This is a genomic window from Tardiphaga sp. P9-11 (genome assembly GCF_008329525.1).
Taxonomy (GTDB): Bacteria; Pseudomonadota; Alphaproteobacteria; order Rhizobiales; family Xanthobacteraceae; genus Tardiphaga.
Genome location: NZ_NPKQ01000002.1, coordinates 915,116 through 930,801 on the forward strand (window position 1 = coordinate 915,116; position 15,686 = coordinate 930,801).

Genomic DNA, 15,686 nt, shown 5'->3' on the forward strand with positions numbered 1-15,686 from the left:
CCGCAGCCGAATCCCCCATTGGCACCCCCGGGTATATCGATACAGCGAACGCGAGAGACTTCGTCATCTCGCTACCGCGCGTGCCTCCGGGCTCCGTCCGATTAGCGATTTGGGGGAATTGTCTGACGTAGACGTTGAGCGTAGCGTCACGAAGGCCAGCAGCCGAACGGCAACTAAACCTCGTGTGTCCGTTGTAGAGGCGCGAAGTCATGCGCGGCGAGATTCGTGACATCAGTTCAGGCAGGGGCAAGGACCCCGCCACCCCGCGCGTCGGAACGCCGCGCCGCCTCGCGGCGATCGTCGTGGGAGACATCTGCGGATATAGCCGCCTCATGGAGCTCGACGAGGAAGGGACGCATGCGCGCGTCAGGCGCATCGAGCGCGACCTCATCGAACCCAGCATTACCGAGCACGACGGTAAACTCGTCAAAAAAACTGGCGACGGGTTCATTGCGATATTCGATAGTCCGGTCGAAGCCGTTCGATGCGGCATCGTCATCCAGCAAAGCATGATCGGACGCAACGCAGCGCTGCCAAGGAACTCCTGGATCGAATATCGCATCGGCGTCAATCTGGGAGACGTGATCATCGAGCCTGACGATGTCTTCGGCGATGGCGTCAATGTTGCTGCGCGCCTGGAGGGAATTGCCGACCCCGGCCAAGTGTACATCTCTGGCGGCGTCTACGAACAGATCAAGCACAAACTTGTCTGCGGCTATCAGTCGCTTGGTGACCGCAAGATCAAGAACATTACCGACCCGGTGAGAGTTTACCGGGTGCTTCCCGATCCCGCGGCCTTCAACAAGGCGCGGAAGCAGCGTGAGCATGTTCTGATCGTTTCGTTCTGCGTGATCTTGCTGGCTATTGCAGGCGCCAGCGTCTGGTACATGAGGACTTATCCGCGCAGTGAAATTGGCCAGCAGGCGTCAGCTCCCGCGGCGCCTCCGCAAGAGACAGGGAATACAAGCCCCCGATCAGCGCCCGCCGCCAAGCAGGCCCGGCCTGAACCTGCTCCGGCGGTAACGCCTGCGCCGCCACCGGCACCACCAAAGCCAATGCCGGTCATCGAGCCCGCCATGGTCCCCCTCCCCGGCGGGACCTTCGCGATGGGCAGCAATGACGACATAACGGAAAAGCCGATACACCAGGTCACGATCAAGCCCTTCGCCATCGGCAAGTATCCGGTCTCGGTTCGCGAGTGGAACGCGTGCGCTGCCGCGAATGCCTGCGCGTTCCTGGTGACAGGGCGGGACGACATTCCGGTCACGGATGTGAGCTGGAGCGATGCCAAGCAATTTGTCGCATGGCTCGCGAAGGAAACACAAAAAGCCTTCCGGCTCCCGAGCGAAGCTGAATGGGAGTATGCCGCGCGTGGCGGCACGCAAACGAAATACTGGTGGGGCGACCAGTTCCAGCCCGGCATAGCCAATTGCAAGAACTGCGCGGACGCCGTCGCAGCCGAACAGCCGCTCAAGTCCGGCAGCCTGAAACCAAATCCGTTCGGACTCTACGATATGGGTGGTGGCGTCCATCAATGGACAGAGGATTGCTGGCACAAGAATTATCAGGGAGCCCCGCAGAATGGATCGCCCTGGGTCGAGAACGACTGCTTCTCGCACGTCATTCGATCCGGCTCCTGGAAAAACGATACGCGTTACGTCCGGCCCGCAAGCCGCGATAGCTACGACACCAACGTACGATATCCGACCCACGGTTTCCGGATTGCCATTTCATCCTGAGATCGCCCCCGAAGGAAAGGATGCGTCATGAGGATCACCGGGCTCATCGTATTGTCGGCAATGCTGTCAATGGCGCCCGCTACGATCCATGCGCAAGAAAGGCCCGCGCCGAAAGACGCAGTTCTCTATTTCGTGTGGCCGCAAGACAAAGCGGTGATCAAAGGCGGGTTCTGGTGTCGTTTCGGTTTGCGCAATATGGGCGTCACTCATGCAGGCGATAATTTCCAGAACAGCGGCCATCATCATTTGCTGATCGATGTGAACGATCCGCTCGATCCCAAGGAACCGATCCCGCAGGACAAGTCGCACCTCCATTTCGGAGCCGGCCAGACCGAAGCACGCATCGAATTGGCCCCAGGCAAACATACGCTCCAGCTCGTTCTGGGAGACGGCGCTCACTATCCCTTCAACCCGCCAATCGTCTCGAACAAGATTACCGTGACAATCAAGTGAGCATGTCTTCGACGCCGGGACGCACGGCCTGATCTGCCATAACGACAAAAAAGGCCCGCTTGCGCGGGCCTTTCGAATTCATGTCGCTTGATCGCGCGTGGATCAGGCGGTCTTGGCGAAGGACGTTGCCTTCGAGATATTGTCCTGCGCGGTCTTGGCGCCTTCCGACACCAGCTTGCCGAGATATTCGGTCGAAGCCTTGGCGCGTGAAGTCAGCACTTCGCCGTGGGCGCGGACGAGATCGGTCTGCACCTGGAAGGCTTCGCTCAGCGATTTCGCCGAAGCGAGCTTGTCGATACCAGCGAAGAACGACTGGACGTCCGCATAGAACGCGTCCTGAACGTTGCGGCTGATCTTGGTCGCCTCGGAGACCGAGTTCGACACGGCGGTCTCGATGGCCGAGGTCACCTTCTCGGAATTGCCCTGAAACTCAGCAGCCTTGTCCTTGGCAGTTCCAGCAGCGCGCTTGACGAAGTCACGGGTGGCTTCGGGCACTTCCATGTTCTGCAGCTTGGTGAACGCCTCGGTGACGGGCGCGAAAGCCTGCTTGACGTTGTTCAGCACGGAATTGGTTTCGGTTTCGATCGTCATGTTCGTCTCCATCCTCGGGTTGCGCCGCCTTTGCAAAGCTCTTGCTTGTACGCAGGCTCGGCTCACCCCGTCCCGCCGTTGTGGGCCCGGGGTACAACTTCTATGACATAGTAAATAATGCACCGCAACATTCATGGTGCATTGCAATATCACGAATTCGTGATGTGGTGAATTACTGAGCAACCGAAGATGCATTAACGGGCTACCGCAACGATCGGGAATCCAAATGACCCGATACCCCCTTATTTAGCTTTATAATTTAGTCTTCCGCTCGCCTGCGTAGGGATATCTAAACAGGCAGCCAAAAAATCGTCAGCTCAATCTACGGGCATAGCTTTGCAAGTCAGCCTTCTCCGGAGGATTCCGGGTCGATCCTATCCGCCTAATTCCCTCACTTCTTTGCCATTGCATATTCGCTCCGCGAACAGGCACACTCATCGGTAGAGCGCCGCAAAGGCGCCAAGCGACGTTAAAGTGATGTTCGAGGGAGGGACGTATCATGGCGGAAGCCGGCAGGAAGCTGTCCTCAATGGACGCGTCGTTTCTGTATCTGGAAACGCCGGAGATGCCGATGCATGTCGGCAGCATGGCGATCTTTCGCCTGCCGGACGACTACAAGGGCGACTTCTTCGAGGACTTCAAGGCGATGATCGCCTCGCGCCTGCATGTGGCGCCGATCCTCAAGGCACGGCTGGAAAAGGCCCCGCTGGATATCGACCACCCCTCCTGGGTCGAGGACGACCAGTTCGACATCGACCGCCACATCTTTCGCGGCAGCCTGCCAGCACCGCATGACCGCGCCACGCTGGAACGCATCGTCGGCTGGATGCATGCGAAGCTGCTGAACCGCGCCCGGCCGCTGTGGGAGTTCTATGTTTTCGAGGGCATGAAGGACAACGAGATCGGCTTGTATTCCAAGATGCACCATGCCTGCATCGATGGCGGCGCCGGCGCGGCCCTCACCAGCATGATCTATGACGTGACGCCGATCCCCCGCGAGATCGAGAAACCGGAAGTGCGTGCGAAGCTGCGGCAGGAGCCGCGCGATATCGCCGCGTCTTTCATCGATTCCTATCAGCAACTGTGGCGGCAGCCGCTGGAGGGCGCAGGAAAAGGCATCGAACTGCCGCGCTCCGGCAAGAGCGATATCGGCTCGATCCTGTTCGACAACGCCATGTTCCAGATCGAGAGCGCGGTGAAATTCGCCGGCTCGATCCCGACCATGGTGAAGAGCGCGTCCGACGTGATGGCGAAGATTGCCGATCCGAAATCGCGCGACAGTCTCAACAGCATGCTGTCGCCGCCGACGCTGCTCAACAAAACCATCTCTTCGGAACGCAGCTTTGCCGGCGTGTCGGTGCCGCTGTCGGCGGCCAAGGCCGTGGCCAAACAGGCGGGCGGCAAACTCAATGACGTGGTGCTGGCGCTCTCATCAGGCGTTGTCCGACGCTATCTCAAGGAAAAAGGCGCCCTGCCCGCCAAGTCCCTGACTGCCGCGGTGCCGATCTCGCTGCGCGAGGAAGGCAACACCGATTCCAACAATCAGGTGTTTGGCATGATCTGCTCGATCGCCAGCAATATCGAGGATCCCAAGGAGCGGCTGGAAGCGATCATCGCGCAGTCCACCAAGTCCAAGGAGATGTCGCATCCGCTGCGCGCATTGATGCCGCAGGTCTCCAACATCTCCATGCTGGGCGCACCGATCATGGTGCAGATCCTGGCGCTGCTCTACAGCCGCACCAACCTGTCCGACGTGTTGCCGCCGGCGGCGAACATCACCGTGTCCAACGTGCCGGGCCCGCGGCAGACGCTCTATGCGGCCGGCGCCGAGCTGCTGCACATCTTTCCGGTGTCCATCGCCACCCATGGTCTGGCGCTGAACATCACCGTGCAGAGCTATCGCGACCAGCTCGATTTCGGCTTCATTGCCGGCGCCAACATCATCCCGCATGTGCAGGTGCTCGCCGACATGATGCCGGACGAATTCGCGCTGCTGCAGGCGGCGTTTGCGCCGCCCGACGTTCTCAAGACCGCCAGCTAGGGAATAACCATGATTGAAATGCCCCCGTTGCAGTTCGCTAAGCTGAATGGCATTCGCATGGGATACTACGATGCCGGCCCCATGAGCGACACACCACCGATAGTGTTGTGCCACGGCTGGCCGGAAATGGCGTTCTCCTGGCGGCATCAGATCAAGGCACTGGCTGCCGCCGGCATCCGCGTGATCGCGCCGGACCAGCGCGGCTATGGCGCGACGTCGCGCCCCGACGCCGTCGAGGACTACAGCATCGAACATCTCACCGGCGACCTCGTCGCGCTGCTCGATCACCTCAAGATCGACAAGGCGATCTTCGTCGGTCACGACTGGGGCGGCTTCATCGTCTGGCAGATGCCGCTGCGGCATCGCGACCGTGTCGCCGGCGTGGTCGGCGTGAATACGCCGCACACCGACCGCGCACCGGTCGATCCCTTGCTGATCTACAAGAAGCGCTTCGGCGAGACGATGTATATCGTCCAGTTTCAGGATCCCGCACACGAGCCGGATCGCATCTTCGGCGATAATGTCGACAAGGCCTTCGACTTCTTCATGCGCAAGCCGATGCCGCGCAAGCACGCCAATGTCGGCGAAGCGCCCGTCGGCGGCATCGGCGCGTCGTCGAAGACCAATCTCGCGTTCCCGCAGATGGTTGCTGCTTACGATCCCGCGAAGGACCCGCGCCAGAAGATTCTCTCCGACGAGGAAAAGAAAATCTTCGTCGACGCCTTCAAGGAATCCGGCTTCACCGGCGGCATCAACTGGTATCGCAACATGAGCGGCAACTGGGCCCGCGCCGAGGGGCTCGATCACACCGTGCGCGTGCCATCGCTAATGATCATGGCGGAGAACGACGCGGTGCTGCCGCCCTCCTCCGCGGACGGCATGGAAAACATCATTTCCGACCTGGAGAAATATCTGGTGAAGGACAGTGGCCACTGGACCCAGCAGGAGAAGCCCGACGAGGTCAGCCAGGTGCTGATCGACTGGCGGCGCCGGCGGTTCGGATAAGCACATACGGGCAGGAAAGACTCTCGAAATGACGTCCACCAACAAACTCGCCCCGATCCCGCATCCGCCGAAGAAACCGGTGGTGGGCAACATGCTGTCGCTGGATGCCAATGCGCCAGTGCAGGATCTGGCGCGGCTAGCCAAGGAGCTCGGGCCGATCTTCTGGCTGGACATGATGGGCTCACCCATCGTGATCGTCGGCGGCCATGATCTCGTCGACGAGCTCAGCGACGAGAAACGGTTCGACAAGGCCGTGCGCGGCGCGCTGCGCCGGGTGCGCGCCGTCGGCGGCGACGGACTGTTTACGGCGGATACCAGGGAGCCGAACTGGACCAAGGCACACAACATCCTGCTGCAGCCGTTCGGCAACCGCGCGATGCAGTCCTATCACCCCAGCATGGTGGATATCGCCGAGCAGCTGGTGAAGAAATGGGAACGCCTCAACACCGACGAGGAAATCGACGTCGTCCATGACATGACGGCGCTGACCCTGGATACGATCGGCCTGTGCGGTTTCGACTATCGCTTCAATTCGTTCTACCGGAGCGACTATCACCCGTTCGTGGAATCGCTGGTGCGTTCGCTTGAAACCATCATGATGACCCGCGGTCTGCCGCTGGAAAGTCTCTGGATGCAGAAGCGCCGCCGCGATCTCGCCGGCGACGTCGCCTTCATGAATTCGATGGTTGACGAGATCATTGCCGAGCGCCGCAAGGCGGCAGAGGCAGCGGACGGCAAGAAGGACATGCTGGCAGCGATGATGACGGGTGTCGACCGCGCCACCGGCGAACAGCTCGATGACGTCAATATCCGCTACCAGATCAACACCTTCCTGATCGCCGGCCACGAGACCACCTCAGGCCTACTGTCATGCGCGATCTACGCGATGCTGAAGCACCCCGACGTGCTGAAGAAGGCCTATGAGGAAGTCGACCGCGTCTTCGGTCCTGACGTCGATGCCAAGCCGACCTATCAGCAGGTCACGCAGCTTCATTACATCACACAGATCCTGAAGGAGTCGCTGCGGCTGTGGCCGCCGGCACCGGCCTATGGCATTGCGCCAGTGCAGGACGAAACCATCGGCGGCGGCAAGTACAAGCTGCGCAAGGGCACCTTCGTCACCATCCTGGTGCTGGCGCTACATCGCGATCCCTCGGTCTGGGGACCCAATCCCGACGCGTTCGACCCCGAGAATTTCTCGAAGGAGGCCGAAGCGGCGCGGCCGATCAACGCCTGGAAACCGTTCGGTAACGGCCAGCGCGCCTGTATCGGCCGCGGCTTTGCCATGCACGAGGCGGCGCTGGCGCTCGGCATGATCCTGCAGCGCTTCAAGATGACCGATCACAAGCGCTACCAGATGGTGCTGAAAGAAACGCTGACCATCAAGCCCGATGGTTTCAAGATCAAGGTGCGCCCGCGCCATGATCACGAGCGCGGCGCGTATGCAGGCCGCACAAACGCGGCTACCTCGGCTGCTGCGCCACGCGCGCCCGTGGCCACGGGCCGTGCGCGGCCCAGCCACAACACGCCGCTGTTGGTGCTCTATGGTTCCAATCTCGGCACTGCCGAAGAACTGGCAACCCGCGTTGCGGATCTGGCCGAAGTCAACGGTTTCGCAACCAAGCTCGCGCCGCTCGACGACTTTGTCGGCAAGCTGCCGACCGAGGGCGGCGTGTTGATCTTCTGTGCTTCCTACAACGGCGCAGCGCCCGACAACGCCACGCAATTCGTCAACTGGCTGGGCACCGACCTACCCAAGGACGCCTTTGCCAAAGTGCGCTACGCCGTGTTCGGCTGCGGCAACAGCGACTGGCTGGCGACCTATCAGTCGATACCCCGCATTATCGACGACCAATTGCGCGCGCATGGCGCCACCAACGCCTATGTGCGCGGCGAAGGCGATGCGCGCGACGATCTCGACGGCCAGTTCGAGGACTGGTTTGCGAAACTGCGTCCGCTTGCCGTGAAGGAGTTCGGCCTCGATACCGGTTTCGAGCGCAGCGCCGACGACGCGCCGCTCTATCAGATCGAGCCAGTGGCGCCGAGCGCAGTGAACACCGTCGTTGCACTCGGCGGCGTGGTCCCGATGAAGGTGCTGGGCAATCGCGAACTGCAGAACGGTGCGTCGGATCGCTCAACGCGTCATATCGAGATCGAGCTGCCTGCCGGGACCAGCTACCGCGTCGGCGATCATCTCAGTGTGGTGCCGCGCAACGATCCCGCTTTGGTCGACGCCGTCGCGCGGCGTTTCGGCTTTCTGCCGGACGACCAGATCCGGCTGCAGGTCGCCGCAGGCCGCCGCGCGCAACTGCCGGTCGGCGACGTTGTCTCGGTCGGACGGCTGCTGACGGAGTTCGTCGAGCTGCAGGCAGTCGCCACCCGCAAGCAGATCCAGATCATGGCGGAGAACACCCGCTGCCCGATGACCAGGCCGAAACTGCTCGGTTATATCGGCGACGATCCCGCCGCAAGCGAGCGCTATCGCAGTGACATCCTCGCCAAACGCAAATCGGTGTTCGACCTGCTGGAAGAACACCCCGCCTGCGAATTGCCGTTCCATGCCTATCTGGAAATGCTGTCGCTGCTCGCGCCGCGCTATTACTCGATCTCGTCGTCACCGCAGGGTGAGACGGCACGCTGCAGCGTCACCACAGCCGTCGTTCAGGGCCCCGCGCATTCCGGTCGCGGGATCTATCGCGGCGTCTGCTCCAACTATCTGAGCGGCCGCCGCGCCGGCGATACCGTGCATGCGATCATACGCGAGACCAAGGCCGGCTTCCGTCTGCCCGCCGATCCCCTTGTGCCGCTCATCATGATCGGACCGGGCACGGGCCTCGCGCCGTTCCGCGGCTTCCTGCAGGAACGCGCCGCGCTCAAGGCGCAAGGTGCTACGCTTGGCCCTGCGCTGCTGTTCTTCGGCTGCCGCCATCCCGATCAGGACTTTCTCTATGCCGAGGAGCTGAAGGGGTTCGCCGCCGATGGTATCTGTGAACTACACACCGCCTTCTCGCGCGGCGATGCGCCGAAGACCTATGTGCAGCACCTCATCACCCAGCAGAAGGACCGCGTCTGGGATCTGATCCAGCAGGGCGCCATTACTTATGTCTGCGGCGACGGCGGCAAGATGGAGCCGGACGTGAAAGCGGCGCTGATGGCGATCCAGCGCGAGCGCAGTGGCGGCGATGAGGCTGCAGCGCTGACCTGGATCGACGATCTCGGCACACGCAATCGCTATGTTCTCGACGTCTGGGCCGGGAGCTAGCGAGAGGTTGATACCAGTTCCATTGTCACAATCGCTGTCACAAAAGACTGCGCGCACTGTCACAATTGCCGTGCGCGCAATCTCTCATTAATCGCTGCGACGATTTGTTTGGCGCATGACGCGGTTGTCACTTTTTCACAGGCACTTTCCGTGTCATATGTTTGACATGAGCCCACGTTCCGCCCGATCCCCCGAAACGATTGATGTCCCGTACGAGCCGCCACAGCTGGCGCGCGCGAACGGGATCGATATCTGTTTCGATGTGTTCGGCTACTCGGACGCGGAACCGATGGTGATGATCATGGGCCTCGGTGCCCAGATGATTCACTGGGACGACGACTTCTGCCGCGAATTGGCCAGCAATGGCTTTCGCGTGATCCGTTTCGACAACCGCGACATCGGCCTGTCCTCCAAGATGGCCGGCGGCAAGCCGTTCACTTTGTTCGAGCTGGCCAAGCTGCGCTTCCTCGGTACGCCCGTCTCGGCCCCCTACAAGCTCAGCGACATGGCCACCGACGTGGTGGCGCTGCTCGATGTCCTGCGCATCCGCTCTGCGCATGTGGTCGGCGCCTCGATGGGCGGCATGATCGCGCAGGAGATGGCGATCACCTATCCCGAGCGCCTTCGCTCGCTGACCTCGATCATGTCGACCACGGGCAATCCGCGCCTGCCGCAGCCGAGCCGCGCGGTGTCTTTGCTCCTGCTGAAGCCACAGCCGTCGGGCTATGAGGCGTTCCTCGAACGCTTCAAGCAGACCTGGCTGTTCCTGCGCGTTGGCAGCTTCCCCGATGACGAAGCCAGGGATCTCGACCGCGCCGAGCGGACCTATGCGCGTGGCCTGAGCCCGGCCGGCGTCGGTCGGCAGCTCCGCGCCATCCTCGCTTCGGGCAGTCGTAAAGAGAGGCTTGCCACGGTCACCGCGCCAACGCTGGTGATCCACGGCAAGATCGATCCTCTGGTGCATCCGGCCGCGGGCCGCGATACGGCAGCCTCCATTCCCGGCGCCAAGCTGATGATGGTCGACCGGATGGGCCACGCCCTGCCGATCTCGATGTGGTCCCTGGTGATCGACGCCATCTCCCGGCATGCGCACGGGGCGAAGCTGCAGCAACCGCTGCAGGCCAACGCGCGCCGCGCGGGCTGAGCGCGCGCCTACTTCTTGTCCTTCGGCTTCACACCAAGGCCCGCCATGTTGGCGAACATTTCCTGAAAGCGCTCGCCCATCTTCGGGTCGAACGAGAACCAGCTTTGCATGATCGACTCCGGCGAGAACTTGTCGATGTTGTCCATCATCTTCTTCTGCATCTGATCCATCATCGCCGACTGCATCGGCTGCACATCAGGCAGCCCCAGGAATTCGCGCGCCTCGAGCGGCGTGCAGTCCACGGTGACGATCACTTTCATTATCAGCTCCTGAGGCAAACCGGCCGCTCACGTGAACATGGCGACGCAACGGCAGTATCGCCGCTGACGCCTGCCCGATGCAAGCGATGTGACATCTACATTGCAGTTGCGAGATGTCAGCCGAAACGCTCAGCCGCGAAGGCTTTGGGATCGGTGAACGGCGTGACGCCCGTCACCATGTCCGCAATCAGACGGCCGGTCACCGGCCCCAGCGTGAAGCCGTGATGCTGGTGGCCGAAGTCGAACCACAGGCCTTTATGGCGCGGTGCGCTGCCGATCACCGGCAGCATGTCCGGCAGGCATGGCCGCGCGCCCATCCAGGGCTTTGCCTCGACGGGATTGCCGAGCGGAAAGGTCTGCCGTGCGATAGGCAGCGCCCGCTCGATCTGCGCCGGCGTCGGCGGCGCATCGCGGAGCGCGAATTCGGCGCCAGTGGTCAGCCGGATGCCGCGATTCATCGGTGCCAGCAGATAGCCGCGATCGGCATCGAGAACCGGATGGCGCAATACCGCATTGCCGGATGGCGCCAGATGGATGTGATAACCGCGCTTGCTCTTGAGCGGGATGTTGTAGCCGAGCGGCCGAAACACCTGATCCGACCATGGCCCGAGCGCAACGACGACATCGCGCGCGACCAGCGCCCCGTTCGGCCCAGCCACGCGCCATTTGCCGTCGCTCTGTTCCAGCGTCCGGGCGTCGGCGGCAATGAAACGGCCGCCCTTGCGGATCAACAGTGCGGCATAGGCTTTTGCGAGGCCGCCGGGATCGGGCACGAAGCCCGGTGATGTCCAGTGGATGGCACCGGCAAAATCGGTGGACAGGTTCGGCTCCTGCTCCGCAATGCCGGCGGCATCCAGAACGTCGCCCGGCACGCCATAGGCGCGATGGCGTTCGAGATCCACGATGCCTTTCTCAAGCGTAGCCTCGGAGCGAAACGCGTTGATCCATCCCATCCGGCGCAGAAGCTCCGGCACGCCGGCCTCCGCGATCAGGGCCTCGTGCTCGATCAGGCTGCGCTGGATCAGCGGCAGCGCCGCCATTGCACTGCGGAGTGCTCCCTCAGGCGACGAGTTCAGGAAATATCTGACGATCCACGGCAGCATGCCAGGCAGTGCGTTGAGATGATAATGCACCTCGGGCGCGCGGTTCAGCGCATACTTAAACAGCTTGGTGAGGTCGCGCGGCAGCATATAGGGGAAAACCGAGCAGCACTGAATCAGCCCGGCATTGCCATAGCTCGTTTCCTCGCCAGCCTTCTCATGCCGGTCGACCAGCACCACGTTGCGGCCGCGCGCCTGCAGATGCAGCGCTGCCGACACACCGACCATACCTGCGCCAAGCACAAGCACATCAGCCTTGAGTTCCGCCATCTCTGCTCCGAAAGTCTACCGTTCTGGCGGTCCTGTTAGCGCTTTGTCGTGACCGAATGATGCACGCGCGCAATGCGTGGAATTGCTTATGCCCGATCCTAGCAAGGATTGCGCCAGCCACTTCATTGTGCAGCGCATAGCTGACAAATGCTGCTTGCGTGACGTGCAATCTCTGCCAACAATGTGGCGGTCGCTGAACTGTCAGACAGCCGCGTCGTGTTGCAATGGAGAAGCCTAGTATGTCGATCCGCCAGACGTTCATTGCCGCCGCAGCATCGTTGATCGCCTTCGCCACAGTTTCTGCCCCTATACTGCCCGCCTCCGCACAAACGCTGCGCTATGCCAATCAGGGCGACCTGAAATCGCTCGATCCCTATACGCTGCGCGAGACCACGACGATCGCCCATCACGGCCAAGTCTATGAAGGCCTCGTCGGGCGCGGCAAGGATCTGCAGATCATTCCGGCGCTCGCCGAGAGCTGGGAAACACCGGAGCCGACGCGCTGGCGCTTCCATCTGCGCAAGGGTGCCAAATTCCACAATGGCGACCCCTTCACCGCCGACGACGTGGTGTTTTCCGCCGACCGCGTACGCGCCAAGGGCTCCGACTTCACGACGGTCATTCCGGCCGATGCCAAGGTGCTCAAGATCGACGACTACACCGTCGATTTCGTGCTGACCAAGCCCAATCCCATCCTGACGTCGCAATGGGACGTCTGGTACATCATGGACAAGAAATGGGCGGAGGCGAACAATGCCAACGCGCCGACGCCTGCCGCAGCGACCTCGCCAAGCTTCGCGTCGCTGAATGCGAATGGCACGGGCCCCTTCACCATCGAAAGCCATCAGCCCGGCGTGAAGACCGTCTTCAAGATCAACCCGAACTGGTGGGGCAAGCCCGAGCATAATCTCAAGGAGATCATCTTCACCCCGATCGCCTCCGACGCCACCCGCGTCGCAGCGCTACTGTCCGGCGAAGTCGACATCATCGAGCCGGTTCCGGTGCAGGACATCGCCCGCGTCAATGGATCAGCCAATGCCGCCGTGATGGCCGGCCCCGAGCTGCGCACCATCTTCCTCGGCATGGACCAGATTCGCGACGAGCTGCTGTTCTCGAACATCAAGGGCAAGAACCCGTTCAAGGACATCCGCGTCCGCGAGGCCTTCTACAAGGCCATCGACATCGAACTGATCAAGAGCCGCGTCATGCGCGGCCTGTCGACACCATCCGCTTTGATGATCGCGCCGCCGCTGTTCAAGCTCTCCGGCGACTTCACGCGGCCGAAATACGACGCCGACGGCGCCAAGAAATTGCTGGCCGATGCCGGCTATCCCGACGGCTTCGAAGTCGGCATGGATTGCCCGAATGATCGCTATGTCAACGACGCCGCGATCTGTCAGGCCGTGGTTGGCATGCTCGCACGTATCGGAGTGAAGGTGATCCTGAACGCGCAGCCGAAGGCGCTGTATTTTGCCAAGGTGTTCAAGACCGGCGGCTTCAACACCTCATTCTATCTGCTCGGCTGGACACCGGGCACGCAGGATTCGCACAATGTGATGCATGACATCATGGGCTGCCGCGACGATCCGAACAGCCCGCGCGGCGCCACCAATCTCGGCGGCTATTGCAACAAGCAGTTCGACGCGTTGACGGATCAAGTGCTGCAGGAGACTGACACCGCCAAGCGCGACCAGCTCATCAAACAGGCCTATGAGATCGCCGCCAAGGACTGGGCCTATATCCCGCTGCATCAGCAAGCGCTGGCCTGGGGCGTCTCCAAGAAGGTGAAGATCGTGCAGCGCCCGGACAATCAGGTACTGCCATACTGGGCGGTGAAGCAGGACTAGGCGGCACCCAAGCGGAAAGCGAAGGTCACGCATGCTCGCTTTCATTCTGCGCCGCGCCTTGCAGTCCATTGGTGTGATGATCGCCGTCGGCATCATCGCCTTCACCATGTTCCGCTTTGCCGGCGATCCGGTGAACCAGATGGTAGCCATCGACACCACGCCGGCGCAGCGCGCCGAGGTGCGCGCATCGCTCGGCCTCGACGACCCCGTCCCCGTGCAATTCGCGCGCTACTTCATCAATGCCGTGCAGTTCAAGTTCGGCGTCTCCTACCAGTTTCGTCAGCCGGTCTCGGCGCTGCTGAAGGAACGCATGCCGGCAACGCTGGAGCTTGCCACCTGCGCGACCGTGATCGCCATGGTGTTCGGCATCCTGATGGGGATCTATTCGGCGCTGCGGAAGGATTCGTTCTTCGCCAAGGTGCTGCAGGCGGTGTCGCTGATCGGCATCTCGCTGCCGACCTTCCTGATCGGCATTCTCTTGATCTATCTCTTCGCGGTGACGCTCGGCTGGCTGCCCTCCTTCGGGCGCGGCGATGTCGTGAAATTCGGCTGGTGGACCACCGGCCTTCTGACAATCTCCGGCCTGAAGGCGCTGATCATGCCGTCGGTGACGCTCGGCCTGTTCCAGATGACGCTGATTATGCGCCTCGTCCGCGCCGAGATGCTGGAAGTGCTGCGCACCGACTATATCCGCTTCGCACGAGCCCGCGGGCTGACCACCCGCGCGATCCATTTCGGCCATGCGCTGAAGAACACGCTGGTGCCCGTCATCACCGTGGCCGGGCTACAATTCGGCTCGGTCATCGCCTTCGCCATCATCACCGAGACGGTGTTCCAGTGGCCGGGCATGGGGCTCTTGTTCGTGCAGGCGGTGCAGAATGTCGATATCCCGATCATGGCGGCCTATCTGCTGGTGGTGTCGCTGATCTTCGTCACCATCAACCTGATCGTCGACATCCTTTACACCATCGTCGATCCGCGCCTGCGCGCGACGATCAACCGGCCGGCATGAGGGTATGACATGACCGACGCACCCATCCCCCGCACACCATCCCTCCTCGCCCGCGCGATCGACAGCGACATCTTCTATTCGTTCCGCCGTTCCAGGCTCACCATAGTCGCCGCCGCGATCGTGTTCTTGCTGCTGATGATGGCGCTGTTCGCGCCTGTGCTGGTGGTCCAGAATCCGTTCGACCCGGCGCAGCTCGAACTGATCAATTCGCGCATCGCGCCGCTGTGGACGGCGGAAGGCCAGAAGCCGTTTCTGCTCGGCACCGACGAACAGGGTCGCGATATCTATTCGGCGATCCTCTACGGCATGCGGATCTCGCTGGTGGTCGGCGTGCTCGGCGTCAGTTTTGCGGCGGTGCTCGGCATCGGGCTCGGCCTGATCGCAGGCTATATCGGCGGCGCCGTCGACAGCCTGATCATGCGCATCGCCGATGTGCAGCTCACCTTTCCGGCCATCCTGATCGCGCTGTTGATCGACGGCGTGGTGAAGTCGGCGCTCGGCAATCACCTGGATGCCTCGACCACGCTGATCGTGCTGGTGGTCGCCATCGGGCTGAGTTTCTGGGTGCAATATGCCCGCACCGTGCGCGGCTCGGTGATGGTGGAGAAGAACAAAGACTATGTCGCCGCGGCGCAGCTGATCGGCCTGCCCGCGCGCGTGATCATGATCCGCCATGTACTGCCCAACACGATGGGGCCGATCCTGGTGATAGCCACCATCAATCTGGCGCTCGCGATCATCACCGAGGCAACATTGTCGTTTTTGGGCTCGGGCATGCCCGATACCATGCCGTCGCTGGGCACGCTGATCCGCATCGGCAACAACTATCTGTTCTCCGGCGAATGGTGGGTCATCGCCTTTCCCGGACTCGCGCTGGCCTCGCTGATCCTGTCCATCAACCTGCTCGGCGACTGGCTGCGCGATGCGCTGAACCCGAAGCTGCAATGATGGCTCACCTCACA

Annotated in this window: 12 protein-coding genes; 9 read left to right on the forward strand and 3 right to left on the reverse strand. The window is 61.8% G+C overall.

Going from position 1 to position 15,686, the window contains the following annotated elements; genetic code table 11:
• Positions 1–209: 209 nt before the first annotated feature.
• A complete protein-coding gene (locus CIW50_RS10675) occupies positions 210–1,739 on the forward strand; it encodes an SUMF1/EgtB/PvdO family nonheme iron enzyme (RefSeq protein ID WP_149531188.1) in 1,530 nt (509 codons plus the stop codon).
• Positions 1,740–1,808: 69 nt separating this feature from the next.
• Entirely contained in the window at positions 1,809–2,192 is a 384-nt protein-coding gene (locus CIW50_RS10680) for a DUF4399 domain-containing protein (RefSeq protein ID WP_502707438.1), read from the forward strand.
• 102 nt (positions 2,193–2,294) lie between these two features.
• Here the strand turns inward: CIW50_RS10680 and CIW50_RS10685 are convergent, their stop codons facing one another.
• Entirely contained in the window at positions 2,295–2,783 is a 489-nt protein-coding gene (locus tag CIW50_RS10685; protein ID WP_149531190.1) for a phasin family protein, read from the reverse strand.
• Positions 2,784–3,282: 499 nt separating this feature from the next.
• On the opposite strand from CIW50_RS10685, the gene CIW50_RS10690 reads away from it, so the two are divergent.
• The 4 genes from CIW50_RS10690 (at position 3,283) to CIW50_RS10705 (ending at position 10,235) form a co-directional block, all read left to right on the forward strand.
• On the forward strand, positions 3,283–4,824 hold the full coding sequence (locus CIW50_RS10690) for a WS/DGAT/MGAT family O-acyltransferase (protein WP_149531191.1): 1,542 nt from the start codon (positions 3,283–3,285) through the stop codon (positions 4,822–4,824).
• Between the two features lie 9 nt (positions 4,825–4,833).
• Positions 4,834–5,829 (forward strand): alpha/beta fold hydrolase, encoded by a 996-nt coding sequence (locus CIW50_RS10695; RefSeq protein WP_149531192.1) that lies wholly within the window; start codon positions 4,834–4,836, stop codon positions 5,827–5,829.
• A 28-nt stretch (positions 5,830–5,857) separates the two neighbouring features.
• Complete coding sequence (locus CIW50_RS10700) at positions 5,858–9,091, forward strand: bifunctional cytochrome P450/NADPH--P450 reductase (RefSeq protein ID WP_149531193.1); 3,234 nt, start codon at positions 5,858–5,860, stop codon at positions 9,089–9,091.
• 166 nt (positions 9,092–9,257) lie between these two features.
• A complete protein-coding gene (locus tag CIW50_RS10705; RefSeq protein WP_149531194.1) occupies positions 9,258–10,235 on the forward strand; it encodes an alpha/beta hydrolase in 978 nt (325 codons plus the stop codon).
• Between the two features lie 8 nt (positions 10,236–10,243).
• Here CIW50_RS10705 and CIW50_RS10710 read toward each other — a convergent pair whose 3' ends face one another.
• Positions 10,244–10,495: a DUF6489 family protein gene (locus CIW50_RS10710; protein ID WP_068735746.1), complete on the reverse strand. Its 252-nt coding sequence runs from the start codon at positions 10,493–10,495 to the stop codon at positions 10,244–10,246.
• A gap of 116 nt (positions 10,496–10,611) precedes the next feature.
• Complete coding sequence (locus CIW50_RS10715) at positions 10,612–11,865, reverse strand: NAD(P)/FAD-dependent oxidoreductase (protein WP_149531195.1); 1,254 nt, start codon at positions 11,863–11,865, stop codon at positions 10,612–10,614.
• Positions 11,866–12,104: 239 nt separating this feature from the next.
• Here CIW50_RS10715 and CIW50_RS10720 point away from each other — a divergent pair, with 239 nt between their 5' ends.
• The 3 genes from CIW50_RS10720 to CIW50_RS10730 are packed head-to-tail and all read left to right on the forward strand — an operon-like array spanning position 12,105 to position 15,672.
• Positions 12,105–13,712, forward strand: a complete 1,608-nt coding sequence (locus tag CIW50_RS10720) for an ABC transporter substrate-binding protein (RefSeq protein WP_149531196.1) — start codon at positions 12,105–12,107, stop codon at positions 13,710–13,712.
• Positions 13,713–13,743: 31 nt separating this feature from the next.
• Complete coding sequence (locus tag CIW50_RS10725; protein ID WP_149531197.1) at positions 13,744–14,724, forward strand: ABC transporter permease; 981 nt, start codon at positions 13,744–13,746, stop codon at positions 14,722–14,724.
• Positions 14,725–14,733: 9 nt separating this feature from the next.
• Positions 14,734–15,672, forward strand: coding sequence for an ABC transporter permease (locus CIW50_RS10730; RefSeq protein ID WP_149531198.1), 939 nt, complete (start codon positions 14,734–14,736; stop codon positions 15,670–15,672).
• Positions 15,673–15,686: the final 14 nt, after the last annotated feature.